At 67.3% G+C, this 12,995-nt stretch carries 15 protein-coding genes; 14 read left to right on the forward strand and 1 reads right to left on the reverse strand.

Features of this window, described 5'->3' with window-relative positions; genetic code table 11:
- Entirely contained in the window at positions 1–576 is a 576-nt protein-coding gene (locus AZKH_RS12220) for a TetR/AcrR family transcriptional regulator (RefSeq protein WP_015436083.1), read from the reverse strand.
- A gap of 106 nt (positions 577–682) precedes the next feature.
- Between AZKH_RS12220 and AZKH_RS12225 the strand changes: the two genes are divergently transcribed.
- The 14 genes from AZKH_RS12225 to AZKH_RS12280 all read left to right on the forward strand — a co-directional run bounded on the left by AZKH_RS12225 (position 683) and on the right by AZKH_RS12280 (position 12,988).
- Positions 683–1,186: an HPP family protein gene (locus AZKH_RS12225; protein ID WP_015436084.1), complete on the forward strand. Its 504-nt coding sequence runs from the start codon at positions 683–685 to the stop codon at positions 1,184–1,186.
- A 115-nt stretch (positions 1,187–1,301) separates the two neighbouring features.
- Positions 1,302–1,451 carry a hypothetical protein gene (locus AZKH_RS27295; RefSeq protein ID WP_015436085.1) on the forward strand — a complete coding sequence of 50 codons (150 nt, stop codon included), beginning with the start codon at positions 1,302–1,304 and terminating at the stop codon, positions 1,449–1,451.
- An 89-nt stretch (positions 1,452–1,540) separates the two neighbouring features.
- Positions 1,541–2,959, forward strand: coding sequence for a cytochrome ubiquinol oxidase subunit I (locus AZKH_RS12230; RefSeq protein ID WP_015436086.1), 1,419 nt, complete (start codon positions 1,541–1,543; stop codon positions 2,957–2,959).
- 11 nt (positions 2,960–2,970) lie between these two features.
- Positions 2,971–3,978, forward strand: a complete 1,008-nt coding sequence (cydB, locus tag AZKH_RS12235) for a cytochrome d ubiquinol oxidase subunit II (RefSeq protein WP_041656134.1) — start codon at positions 2,971–2,973, stop codon at positions 3,976–3,978.
- Positions 3,978–4,142 (forward strand): DUF2474 domain-containing protein, encoded by a 165-nt coding sequence (locus AZKH_RS26915; protein WP_015436088.1) that lies wholly within the window; start codon positions 3,978–3,980, stop codon positions 4,140–4,142. The genes cydB and AZKH_RS26915 overlap by 1 nt, the downstream gene beginning before the upstream one ends.
- A 72-nt stretch (positions 4,143–4,214) precedes the next feature.
- Positions 4,215–5,609 (forward strand): PLP-dependent aminotransferase family protein, encoded by a 1,395-nt coding sequence (locus AZKH_RS12240; RefSeq protein WP_015436089.1) that lies wholly within the window; start codon positions 4,215–4,217, stop codon positions 5,607–5,609.
- Between the two features lie 348 nt (positions 5,610–5,957).
- The gene (locus AZKH_RS12245; protein WP_015436090.1) at positions 5,958–6,440 is read left to right on the forward strand and encodes an MSMEG_0572/Sll0783 family nitrogen starvation response protein; all 483 of its coding nucleotides are present in this window, start codon (positions 5,958–5,960) and stop codon (positions 6,438–6,440) included.
- A 19-nt stretch (positions 6,441–6,459) separates the two neighbouring features.
- A complete protein-coding gene (locus AZKH_RS12250) occupies positions 6,460–7,482 on the forward strand; it encodes a Nit6803 family nitrilase (RefSeq protein ID WP_015436091.1) in 1,023 nt (340 codons plus the stop codon).
- Entirely contained in the window at positions 7,442–8,551 is a 1,110-nt protein-coding gene (locus AZKH_RS12255; protein ID WP_015436092.1) for an MSMEG_0568 family radical SAM protein, read from the forward strand. The genes AZKH_RS12250 and AZKH_RS12255 overlap by 41 nt, the downstream gene beginning before the upstream one ends.
- On the forward strand, positions 8,548–9,096 hold the full coding sequence (locus tag AZKH_RS12260; protein WP_015436093.1) for an MSMEG_0567/Sll0786 family nitrogen starvation N-acetyltransferase: 549 nt from the start codon (positions 8,548–8,550) through the stop codon (positions 9,094–9,096). Before AZKH_RS12255 ends, AZKH_RS12260 begins: the two co-directional genes overlap by 4 nt.
- A gap of 2 nt (positions 9,097–9,098) precedes the next feature.
- Entirely contained in the window at positions 9,099–10,127 is a 1,029-nt protein-coding gene (locus tag AZKH_RS12265) for a sll0787 family AIR synthase-like protein (RefSeq protein ID WP_015436094.1), read from the forward strand.
- Positions 10,114–11,322, forward strand: a complete 1,209-nt coding sequence (locus AZKH_RS12270; protein ID WP_015436095.1) for an MSMEG_0565 family glycosyltransferase — start codon at positions 10,114–10,116, stop codon at positions 11,320–11,322. The genes AZKH_RS12265 and AZKH_RS12270 overlap by 14 nt, the downstream gene beginning before the upstream one ends.
- Entirely contained in the window at positions 11,315–11,611 is a 297-nt protein-coding gene (locus AZKH_RS12275) for an MSMEG_0570 family nitrogen starvation response protein (protein ID WP_015436096.1), read from the forward strand. Before AZKH_RS12270 ends, AZKH_RS12275 begins: the two co-directional genes overlap by 8 nt.
- 57 nt (positions 11,612–11,668) lie before the next feature.
- Complete coding sequence (locus AZKH_RS12280; RefSeq protein ID WP_015436097.1) at positions 11,669–12,988, forward strand: MSMEG_0569 family flavin-dependent oxidoreductase; 1,320 nt, start codon at positions 11,669–11,671, stop codon at positions 12,986–12,988.
- Positions 12,989–12,995: the final 7 nt, after the last annotated feature.

A 12,995-nucleotide genomic window follows, 5' to 3' on the forward strand; every position in this document is an offset into this window, starting at 1 on the left:
CTATCGGCGCGCCGTCAGCGCACCGGCGAGGACACGCGCCTGTTGTTCCAGCGCTTCGTCGAGGCCACAAACCTGTGCCGCCACCGTCAGGCCCTCTCCGATCAGAAACAATTGTGCGGCCGCCGCCTGCGGAACCGCCATTCCGGCCTCGACGCAGAGGCGCTCGAGATACTCGCGAATCGTCCGCTTGTGTTCTGCGGCGACGACGTGGGCCCCATCATTCGACTCGCCATATTCCGCCGCGGCGTTGATGAAGGCGCAGCCGTGAAAATCCGGCTCGCGCGTCCATCCGATGATGAAATCGACGTAGGCCGCGGGTCGCTCGGAGAGTGGGCGTGCCTCTAGCTTGGCCCGCATGCGGTCCATGAAAACCTCGTCGCGACGACGCAGCGCCGCCTGCACCAGCGCCTCCTTGGTCGGGAAATAGCGGTAGAGGGTCTTCTTGGTGACATCGCCCTGCTTGCTTAGCTGGTCCACACCGGTGGCGTGAAACCCCTGCTTGTAAAAGAGCTGCATCGCGCTATCGACGAGCTGGTCGTACTTCTTCATGGAATCGGCCTCGGAGATGGCTTGCATCCAGTATGCGACTCCGCGCTCGAAAAGTACACCGATCGGTTGACTTAAGTATACCGATCAGTATACTTCGCTTCCACCAACCTAACCTCGACCACCGGAGATCACCATGCAGCCACAGTCCCGCCTCGCCGCGTCCGCCGCCCCCGCCGCTCCCAGCCCCGCTTTTCTCTTGAGTTCGATGCTCGGTGCCACGCTTGCGATCGGCCTCACCGGCTGGCTGACCCAGGTCTCCGGCTATCCCTTGCAGATGGCGCCGTTCGGTGCGAGTTGCGTGCTCGCTTTCGGCCTGCCGGAAAGTCCGCTGGCACAACCGCGCAGCATCATCGGCGGCCATCTGGTGGCCACCCTGGTTGGCCTGCTGGTCCTGCATGTGTTAGGGAATGGCTGGGCAGCGGCCGCTCTGGCCGTCGGCCTCGCGCTGGCGCTGATGCAACTGACTCGGACGGTTCATGCCCCGGCCGGCGCGGACCCATTGGTGGTCCTGGCGAGCGGCGCCACGGCCGATTTTCTCCTGACGCCGGTGCTCGCGGGCTCGACAACGATCGTGCTGGTAGCCCTGCTGGTGAACAATGCCCGCCAACGTCGCAGCTATCCGCGCTACTGGCTGTGACGACGCCTCAATTGCGTGCTGCCGCGGTGCACGCTTCCCGTCTCCTCCGACGCAAGGCCTCATATCCTCTACGGGGAAACTGTTCCGCTCATAAATTGACAAGACTGAAACTGTTATGCCCATCGATCCGGTGGTGTACTTGCTCCTGATGGTCCATGCCGCAAACCGCGCAAACCGCGCGAACCGGGGCGGCTATCGCGCCGAACTGCGCGCGATCGGCGACGTGCTGCGGGCGTTCGACGATTATGCGGTGAGCTACCAGTAACGCTCGCGACGGGGACGGCGGCGGCCGCAGAACGCTTGCCGCACTTTCCGTTCAAAGCCGCAATCGATTGCGGGAAGGAAACACCTGACATGTCGGACCTCGATGCTCTGCTCCTGGCGCGGATCCAGTTCGCGTTCACCATTTCCTTCCACATCGTCTTCCCGGCCATCACGATCGGGCTGGCGAGCTACCTCGCGGTGCTGGAGGCCTGCTGGCTGCGCAGCGGCGAGCCGGTATTTCGGGACTTGTACCACTTCTGGTCGAAGATCTTCGCGGTCAATTTCGGCATGGGCGTGGTCTCCGGGCTGGTCATGGCCTACCAGTTCGGCACCAACTGGAGCTTCTTCTCGGATTTCGCCGGCAGCGTCACCGGCCCGCTGTTGACCTACGAGGTTCTGACGGCGTTTTTCCTGGAGGCGGGTTTCCTCGGCGTGATGCTGTTCGGCTGGACCAGGGTCGGACCGGGACTGCACTTCTTTTCAACCGTCATGGTCGCGATCGGCACGCTGGTGTCGGCGACGTGGATCCTCGCGTCCAACAGCTGGCTGCAGACGCCGGCAGGGTTCGAGATCATCGACGACCGCGTGGTGCCGACCGACTGGCTCGCGGTGATCTTCAATCCGTCCTTCCCCTACCGCCTCGTCCACATGGGGCTGGCCGCCTTCATCTCGACCGCGCTGCTGGTCGCGGGCTCGGCCGCCTGGCACCTGCTGCGCGGGCGCGACAACGCGGCGATCCGCAAGATGATGTCGATGGCGATGTGGATGCTGCTCGCGGCGACCCCGATCCAGGCGCTGGTCGGCGACTTTCACGGCCTCAATACGCTGCAGCACCAGCCTGCGAAGATCGCCGCAATGGAAGGCCACTGGGAGAACCACCCCGGCGCCGGGGTGCCGCTGATCCTGGTCGGCTGGCCCGACATGGAGCGCGAGGAAAACCGCTTCGCGGTCGAAATCCCGCGTCTCGGGAGCCTGATCCTGACGCATTCGACGGATGGTCAGTTTCCCGGCCTCAAGGAGTTCCCGCCCGAGGACCGCCCCAACGCCACCATTCTGTTCTGGTCGTTCCGCGTCATGGTCGGGCTCGGCATGCTAATGATCGGGCTAGCCGTGTGGGCGCTGTGGGCGCGGCGTGGCGAACGGCTATATCGTTCGCGGCCGCTGCTGCGCTTCGCGCTCGGGATGGGGCCGAGCGGTCTGATCGCGCTGCTGGCCGGCTGGTACACGACCGAGATCGGGCGCCAGCCGTGGGTCGTGTATGGCCTGCAACGCACCGCCGATGCGGTGTCGCCGGTCGGTGCCGGCCAGTTGGGCGTGAGCCTGGCGCTGTTCGTGATCGTCTATGTCATCGTGTTCGGTGCCGGCATCGCTTACCTGCTGCGCCTCATCGCCCACGGACCGATTCCGCACGAAGGCGACCATCCGCTTCCGGGCGGCCCCGGCGAGTTGCGCACGCCGGCACGCCCCCTTTCCGCCGCGTCGGATGACACCACACCCGCTTCCGCATGAGGCTGACCGCCATGGGTATCGATCTTCCACTGATCTGGGCCGTGATCATCCTGTTCGGGGTCATGATGTACGTCATCATGGATGGCTTCGACCTCGGCATCGGCCTGCTCTACCCCTTCGTACCGGGCAAATCCGACCGTGACGTGATGATGAACACCGTCGCGCCGGTGTGGGACGGCAACGAGACCTGGCTCGTGCTGGGCGGCGCCGGTCTGCTGGCGGCCTTCCCGCTGGCCTATTCGGTCGTGCTGACGGCCTTCTACCTGCCGCTGGTGCTGATGCTGCTCGGCCTGATCTTCCGCGGCGTGGCCTTCGAGTTCCGATTCAAGGCCGACGACGCCCACCGCCACTGGTGGGACAAGGCCTTCATCGGCGGCTCGCTGGTCGCGACCTTCTGTCAGGGCGTCACGCTGGGCGGGTTCATCCAGGGCATCCGCGTCGTCGACCGCGCCTATGCCGGCGGTGCATTCGACTGGCTGACGCCGTTTTCACTGTTCACGGGGCTGGCGCTGCTGGCCACCTACGCCCTGCTCGGCTGCACCTGGCTGATCCTGAAGACCGACGGGGCGCTGCAGGCACGCATGGTCGCCCTCGCGCGCCCGCTGGTCTGGGCGCTGGCAGGCGTCATCGGCGTCGTCAGCGTGTGGACGCCGCTCGCCCAGGAGGCCATCGCCGCCCGCTGGTTTTCGTGGCCCAACATCGCATGGTTCGCGCCGGTGCCGGCGCTGGTCGTCGTGACCGTCCGGCAGCTGTTGAAGCAACTGGGTGGAGCCCCGCACGCCGGACCCTTCATCCTCACCTTGTGCCTCGTCTTCCTCGGCTACAGCGGCCTCGGCATCAGCATCTGGCCCAACGTGATCCCGCCCGGCATCTCGATCAGGGACGCGGCGGCGCCGCTGCAGAGTCTGGGCTTCACGCTCGTCGGCGCCCTGCTGATCATCCCGCTGATCCTGATGTACACCGCGTGGAGCTATTACGTCTTCCGCGGCAAGGTCGACGCGACACAGGGGTACCACTGATGGCGCGCGCGCCGCATGAGCCACCGCGCACGGTCGCCCCGCCGTCCCGCCTGGGCCGGCTGGGTTGGTTGATCGCGATCTGGGCCGCGAGTGTCTTCGCACTCGGCGTCGTCGCCTGGCTGGTCCGCCAACTGATGGCGCTTGTCGGCCTGGCGTCGGCATGATCCGATACTTGCCGATGACTTCCCGGCGGACGATGCATACAATCTCAGCAATTCATTCATTTGTATGCGTCGATGCGTCTTCCGAAATCGATCTGGACTCCCACGGACCTAGCCACGGACAAGCCGGCCTACCTGGCGATCGCCGACGCCATCGCCGATGACGTGCGCCAGGGCCGGCTCGCGCCGAACGCACAGCTGCCGCCACAGCGCCAGCTCGCCGACGCGCTGGGCTACAACTTCACGACGATCAGCCGCGCCTACGCGGAGGCGCAGCGCCGCGGCCTGCTCGACGCCCGCGTCGGCCAGGGGACCTTCGTGCGCGCGGACGCCCGCCCGCGCGCACGAACGCCCGCGCCGCGCACGACGCTGATCGACATGTCGATGAATCTGCCGCCCGAGCCCGACCGGCCCGAACTGCTGGCGCGCATGGAGTCCGGGGTGAAGATGCTCGCCGGCGACATCCGCGCACTGCTGCGCTACCAACCGTTCGGCGGCGGCCCCGAGGACCGCGATGCCGGCGTGCAATGGCTGGCACGGCGCGGGGTGACGACGACGCCGGAGCGGGTGCTGGTGTGCCCCGGAACTCACAGCGTCCTCAACACGCTGTTCAGCCTGCTCGCGGGCAATGGCGCACGGATCTGCTGCGACAACATCACGTATCCGGGCGTGCGGGCGCTCGCCGCGCTGCACGGCATCAGCCTGATCGGGCTCGCCGCGGACCGCGACGGCGTCCTGCCGGACGCCTTCGAGGCGGCCTGCCGCGACAGCAAACCGGCCGCGCTGTACTGCAATCCGACGCTGCAGAATCCGAACACCGTGACGATGCCGCTCGAACGCCGCGAGGCGCTCGCGCAGATTGCCGCGCGCCACCGCGTGCCGATCATCGAGGACGACCCTTACAGCCTGCTGCCGGAGAACCCGCCGCCGAGCTTCTTTACGCTGCTGCCGGAACTCACCTACCAGATCTGCGGGCTTTCCAAGACGGTCGGGGCCGGCCTGCGCGTCGCCTATCTGGTGATTCCCGATCCGCGCCAGACGCCACGCATCGGCGCCATGCTGCGCGCGGTGTCGGTGATGGCGCCGCCGATCTCGGTCGCGATCGCGAGCGAATGGATCCTCGACGGCACCGCCGATGCGCTGCTCGGCTTCGTCCGCGAGGAGTCGCGCGCGCGCCAGCAATTGGCGGCGCAGGCGCTCGGCACGGTGAGCTACCTCGCCTCGCCGGACGGCTTCCACCTGTGGCTGCCGCTGCCGGAAGGCTGGAGCCGCGTGAGTTTCGCCACGCACCTGCGTTCGAGCGGCATCGGCGTCGTCACCAGCGACGCTTTCCTGGTCGGCGGCCCGGCGATCGAGGCGGTGCGGATCTGTCTCGGCGGCACGGCGACCCGCGCCGAAGTCAGCCACGCGATGGAGCTCGTCGGCTCGGCGCTGTCCCACCCGCCGGCAATCTACTCGTCGATCGTCTGATCGGGGGAAGGGGCGTCGCCGGACGGCGCTTCGCCACCCCAACCCTACTTTCGCGACATTGTATGCATACAATCGATGCACAATTGTCGTGCAGTTTCACCGCGTCGACGCACAAGCCTTGTGCGTGATTATCCCCAATCTTCGACCCCTTTCCGGTTCCTGCCAACGGTCTTCTACGGCCCAAAGCCTCGTCGTTCCTTGGCAATATTGAATGCATACAATATTGCATCATTGATGGCACATTGATTGCTGAACTGATCCTGCGCACCGCATGCAGGATCCACCGGCCGTCTTGCCGATTCCTTGCCTGCGGGGCGTCCCCAACCCCAACAGAGAAAAGGAAACGACATGCCCGCTGTAACCCTGCCCCCCAATGCCGCCGGTGACTTCTTCGTCGATTACGAAGAGAAGGTGTTCGAGGACGTCAAGGCCGAACCCGGCCAGAAGGCGCTGGTGACCTTCCATACCGTCGCCTTCGAAGGTTCCATCGGTCTCGTCAATCTGCTCCAGGCGACGCGCCTGCTGCGCAAGGGATTCGACACCACCGTCCTGCTCTATGGCCCGGGCGTGACCCTGGGCGTGCAGCGCGGCTTCCCGCGCATCGGCGACGAAGCCTTCCCCGGTCATCTGGCGATGAACAAGCAGATCGCGAAGTTCATCGAGGAAGGCGGCAAAGTGTATGCATGCCGCTTCGCGCTCCAGGCGCTCTACGGCCACGGCGAGCCGGCGCTGATCCCCGGCATCCGCCCGATCAGCCCGCTGGACGTGATGGACATCCAGCTGCTGCACGCGCGCGAGAACGCCTTCGTCGTGCACACCTGGACGCTCTGAGCGCCGCAAGGAGACGAGCATGACGACCGAACGTATCGTCCGCGTCGCCGCGGTGCAGTTGGCGCCGGACCTGGAATCCGCGCACGGCACGGTGGACAAGGTCTGCCGCGCGATCCTGGAGGCCGGCGAGAAAGGGGCGCGGATGGTGGTCTTTCCCGAGACCTTCGTCCCGTACTACCCCTACTTCTCCTTCGTGCAACCGGCCGTGAGCATGGGCGCGGCCCACCTCAAGCTCTACGAGTGGGCCGTGAGCGTGCCCGGGCCGGTGACCCAGGCCGTCGGCGAAGCGGCGCGGCGTGCGGGCGCAGTCGTCGTGCTCGGCGTCAATGAACGCGACCACGGCTCGCTCTACAACACCCAGCTGATCTTTGACGAAACCGGCCGGCTGGTCCTGAAGCGCCGCAAGATCACCCCCACCTACCACGAGCGCATGGTGTGGGGCCAGGGCGACGGCAGCGGGCTGAAGGTCGTCGACACCGGCATCGGGCGCATCGGCGCCCTCGCCTGCTGGGAGCACTACAACCCGCTCGCGCGCTACACCTTGATGGCGCAGCACGAGGAGATCCACGCGAGCCAGTTCCCCGGCTCGATGGTCGGCAACATCTTCGCCGAGCAGATCGCCGTAACGATCCGCCATCACGCGCTCGAATCCGGTTGCTTCGTCGTCAATGCCACCGGCTGGCTCAGCGACGAACAGGTCGCCGCGATCACGCCCGACCCCGCGATGCAGCGCGCGCTGCGCGGGGGCTGCCATACCGCGATCGTCTCGCCCGAGGGCAACTACCTCGGCGAGCCGCTGCGCGAGGGCGAAGGAATGCTGATCGCCGACCTCGACATGGCGCTCATCACCAAGCGCAAACGCATGATGGATTCGGTGGGCCACTACGCGCGGCCGGAACTCCTCTCGCTGCGCGTCGATACCGCTCCGAAAGCGCCGCTGCAGATGGCAGCCCAGCTTCCGGATGCGGCGCTTTTCTTCCCTCCCTCTTCAGGACAAGATCATGTCGACGACAGCCTTGCGTACGCACCAGCTGATCTCTGATCTGCAAAGCCACGGCTTCCGCTTCGAAGGCGTGCCCGACGGCATCCACAGCCGCCGCGGCGGCGCCGGCCCGTCGGACCATGCAGCGGTCACGATCGAAGGTCACCCGATCATGATCCCGATCCACACCGGCCGCGCGATGCATTCGCCCTACCAGGCCTCACGCCCGGACGCGAGCGGGCACGCGACGATCAGCCGCGACGGCCGGACCGTGGCGCGGATCGCCTTCCCGCGCCAGCCGCGCTTCTACCGTCTGCAGACACTCGACGGCATCCCCTACAACAAGATCGCGACGCTGCACAGCACCGACGTGCTCGCGACGACCGTACTGCAAACCTGCATCCGCTACCAAAGCCGCAGCAAGAGCTGCCAGTTCTGCAGCATCGGGCAGTCGCTCGCCGCCGGCCGCACCATCGCGCGCAAGACGCCCGCACAGCTCGCGGAGGTCGCACGCGCTGCGGTACTGCTCGACGGCGTGGGCCACATGGTGATGACGACCGGCACGCCACCGACGCCGGACCGCGGCGCGCAAATCATGTGCGAGAGCGCCGCGGCGATCCGCGCGGCCGTCGACCTGCCGCTGCAGGCCCAGTTCGAACCGCCGGACGACTTCGCGTGGTTCCGCCGCGTGCGCGACGCGGGCGTCGACAGCCTCGGGATGCATCTCGAAGTCGTCACCCCGGCACTGCGCCAGCGCCTCATGCCGGGCAAGGCGACGATCCCCGTGGAACGCTACGACGAAGCCTTCGCCTCCGCGGTCGAGGTTTTCGGCCGCGGCCAGGTCTCGACCTACATCCTCGCAGGGCTGGGCGACAGCCGCGAGGCGATCCTCGACGCCTGCCGCCGGCTGATCGACATCGGCGTCTATCCCTTCGTCGTGCCCTTCGTGCCGATCGCCGGTACGCCACTCGAAGACCACCCGGCGCCGGACGCGGCCTTCATGGACGCCCTGCTTGCCCCCCTCGCCGACCTGCTGCGCGCGGGCGGCCTCAGCGGCGGCGGGATGAAGGCCGGCTGCGGCAAATGCGGCGCCTGCTCCGCGCTGGCAAGCTACGAGGCAAAGCCATGAACGGACCGCTGCCGCTCGCGGCCCGCATCCAGCTGCCGCGCCACTACCGCGTCGAACATGCCGACGCCGAGAGCCGCGCCGCCGCGTTGCACCTGCGGCGGGCGGTGTTCTGCGACGAACAAGGGCTTTTCATCGGCGATGATCGCGACGCGATCGACGACCACGCAATGCTGCTGGTCGCGCGTCCCGTCCTTGACGATGCCGACTTCGGGCCCGTCGTCGGTACCGTGCGTATCCACAGGATCGCGCCGCGCGTATGGCAGGGCTCGCGCCTTGCCGTCGCGGCCGAGTTCCGTCGCGTCGGCGCGATCGGCGGAGCGCTGATCCAGCTCGCGGTCCGCAGCGCCAACACGCTCGGCTGCGACCACTTCATCGCTCAGGTGCAGGCGCCCAACGTTCCATTCTTTCGCCGTCTGCACTGGAAGAGCGTCGAGGCGATCACGCTCCACGGCCAGCCACATTGGCTGATGGAGGCGGATCTCGCGCACTACCCGCCGTTCGCGCACGGCACAGCGATGCGCGTCGAAGTCCGCCGCGGAGTCTGACCATGCCGCACGTCCCCCTCTCGCTCGCCTCCCTCATCGACAGCCTGCGCCGACACAAGGGCATCGCGCACAAGCGCGACATCGACCGCGTGCTCGACGCACTCCGCGCTCCCGGTTTGCCTGAAGCTTCCGCCTGGATCGGCGACGACTGTGCCGCCCTGCCCCACGGCGAGGGCAAGCATCTGCTCTTCGCCATCGAAGGCTTCATGAACGAGTTCGTCGCGCACGACCCGTGGTTCGCCGGCTGGTGCGGCGTGATGGTGAACCTCTCCGACATCGCCGCGATGGGCGGACGTCCGCTCGCCGTCGTCGATGCCCTTTGGAGCGATGGCGAAGCGCAGGCCCAGGCGGTGATGGCGGGGATGGCCGCGGCATCGAAGGCCTTCGGCGTGCCCATCGTCGGCGGCCACAGCAACACCCGAACCGCCCAGGGTCAGCTCGCCGTCGCGGTGCTGGGCGAAGCGCAGCAGTTGCTCACGAGCTTCGCCGCCCGTCCTGGTGATCGCCTCGTCGCGGCGATCGACCTGCGCGGCGCCTACCGCGAACCCTTCGACAACTGGAACGCCGCAACCGAAGCGCCGCCCGAGCGCCTGCGCGGCGACCTCGGCTTGCTGCCGACGATTGCCGAAGCTCGCCTCGCCCACGCCGGCAAGGACATCAGCCAGGCGGGTCTCCTCGGGACCGTGCTGATGCTGATGGAGTGCTCGCGCGTCGGCGTCCGCATCGACCTCGACCGCGTGCCGCGCGCAGAAAACGTCCCGTTGGAGCGCTGGCTGCGCTCCTTCCCGAGCTTCGGCTACGTGCTCGCCTGCGCGCCGGATCGAGTCGGAGCACTCGTCGAACGCTTTCGGGCACGTGACATCTCCGCCGCCGACATCGGTGACATCGTTGAAGGCGCACGGCTGGAACTCACGCTCGCCGGCGGCATGGGCACCGAACACGGCGTGTTCTGGAACCTCGCGCAGGACACGCTGATGGGCATCACGCCCAGTCCGGCACACGTGGAGGCGATCGACCATGTCCCCGCCTGACGGCCCGCTGCGCATCGCACTGCTCACGCATTCGATCAATCCGCGCGGCGGTGTCGTGCATTGCCTCGAGCTTGCAGACGCCCTCACCGCGCTCGGGCACAGCGTCACCGTGCACGCCCCCGGCCCCGCGGGCGCTAGCTTCTTTCGCCCGACGCGCTGCCGCACCTGCCTGATCCCCGCGCGCCCCGTGACGGGCGGCCTGAGGTCCCTTGTCGAGGCGCGCATCCGCGACTTCGTCGCCCGGTTCGAGACACCCGGTCATGCGGACTTCGACGTCTTCCACGCCCACGACGGCATCGGCGCGAATGCCTTGTTCGAACTGCGGCAACGTGGGCTGATCTCCGGCTACGTCCGCACCGTGCATCACCTCGATGCGAGCTATGGCGACGCGGTCGTCGATGCGCTGGAAGAACGCTCGATCCGCCACGCCGCCCGGCTGCTATGCGTCAGCCCGACGTGGCAGCGCAAGCTGGGGGCACGCTTTGGTCTGAATGCGGACGTCGTCGGCAACGGCGTCGATACCGCACGCTTTTCGCCCGTGTCGAGCGATCCCGATGTGCGGCTGAAGGCCCGTCTCGGTCTCGGCGAAGGCCCGGTCTTTCTCGTCGTCGGCGGCATCGAGGAACGCAAGAACACCGTGACGACGCTACGCGCATTCGCCCGCCTGCGCCGCACGCTGACGAACGCCCAGCTCGTGATCGCCGGCGGTGCGAGCCTGCTCGACCACGGCGCCTGCCGCCGCGAATTCGACGCTGCGCTCGCGCAGGAAGGACTTGTCGCGGCCTCGCCGGACGGCGCCTATCACCCCGTCGTCCTCGCCGGCGTGCTCGCCGATGACGAGATGCCCGCCGTCTACCGCCTCGCCGATGTGCTGGTGTTCGCCTCCCTGCTCGAAGGCTTCGGCCTCGCGATCATCGAGGCGATGGCGTGCGGCACCCCGGTCGTCGTGTCGCGCATCGCCCCCTTCACCGACTTTCTCGGCAAAGACGACTGCCTGTGGGCAGACCCGTGCGACAGCGAATCGATCGCCAACGCGATGTGCCGCGCGCTGATGCCCGGCACCCGCACCCGCATCGCCGCGGCCGGACGCCTCGTCGCCGCCAGTCACGACTGGCCCGGCTGCGCCCGCCGCCACCTGCGCGCCTATGCCGCCTTGCCTTCCCCGACTACCCCGACGGAGCTCCACCATGCCTGAAATGTGCTTCCAGATCCGCTGGCCCGACGGCCAGGAGGAAAACTGCTATTCGCCCTCGCTCGTCATCGGCGACTTCCTCACCCCCGGCCAGCAATACCCGGTGCGTGACTTCGTCGCCCGCTGCGAGCAGGCGCTCACCGAGGCGAGTAGTCGCGTGCAACAGAAGTACGGCTACTTCTGCTCGAGCGCGATGGACCAGCTCGGCCGCATCCAGGAACGCGCCGGACACTTCGAAACCGACCCGGACGGAAGCGTCGCCGTCGAAGCCTTCAAGCCGGGACGACGCTGAGCGGCGCCCTCCCAAAGCCCCCCAAACCACAACGAACCCACCCCGCAGGAGTCCGACATGAACACCCTCTTCCCGCAATCCACCCAATTGCTATCCCGCGTCCACTACCCCGTGATTGTCGTCGGCGGTGGCCAGGCGGGGCTGTCGATCAGCTACCACCTGCAGCAGAACGGCATCGACCACGTCGTCTTCGAAAAGAACCGCGTCGCCCACTCGTGGCGCAACGACCGCTGGGACACGTTCTGCCTCGTCACACCGAACTGGCAATGCCGCCTGCCGGACTTTCCCTATCAGGGCGACGATCCGCAGGGCTTCATGCTCAAGGACCAGATCGTCGAATACGTCGAGGCCTTCGCACGCAAGACCGAACCGCCGATCGTCGAAGGCGTCGGCGTGCAGCACGTCGTTCGCGGCAAATCGGGCAGACTGGAAGTCAGCACCAACGCCGGCCACTTCACGACCGACCACATCGTCGTCGCGACCGGCGGCTACGACATCCCCATCGTGCCTGCCTACGCGGCGAGCCTGCCGGCGCACATCAAACAGATCCATTCGGTCGACTACCGCAATCCCGAATCGCTGCCGCCGGGCGAAGTGCTGGTCGTCGGCTCCGGCCAGTCGGGCGTGCAGATCATGGAGGACCTGCATCTCGCCGGCCGCAAGGTGCATCTGTGCGTCGGACCCGCACCGCGTTCGCCGCGCGTCTATCGCGGCCGCGAAGCCACCGAGTGGCTGATGGAGATGGGCTACTACGAGCTCACGATCGACCGCCATCCGCTCGGCGAAAAGGCGCGCGAAAAGACCAACCACTACATGACCGGACGCGACGGCGGCCACGAGATCGACCTGCGCAAGTTCGCGCTCGAAGGCGTCAAGCTCTACGGCAGCATGGCCAACATCCGCGGCGCCGAACTGGAGTTCCTGCCCGACCTCACGCGCAACCTCGATGACGCCGACGACGTGTACGTCAGCATCCGTCGCGACATCGACAAGTACATCGCCGCCAACGGCATCGACGCACCCGAAGAAGCACCGTTCGAGAAGGTCTGGACGCCGGAAACCGACCCGCTGAAGCTCGACGGCGACGCCGCCGGCATCACATCCATCGTGTGGGCAATCGGCTTCCGTCCGGACTATCGCTGGATCGAACTGCCGGCCTTCGACGGGCGCGGCAACCCGAAGTACAGCCGCGGCGTGTCGCCGGTGGCTGGCCTCTACTTCCTCGGGCTGCCCTGGCTCAACACCTGGGGCTCGGGCCGCTTCCTGGGGGTCGCCGACGACGCCCGCCATCTGGCCGGAACCATCGCCCAACTGATCGAGAGCGCGGCAAGGGCCAGTGGGGACGGAGGCGATGCACCACAGGCCGCCGTCGCCTGACCCGCTC

It is taken from the genome of Azoarcus sp. KH32C, from assembly GCF_000349945.1.
Classification (GTDB): domain Bacteria; phylum Pseudomonadota; class Gammaproteobacteria; order Burkholderiales; family Rhodocyclaceae; genus Aromatoleum.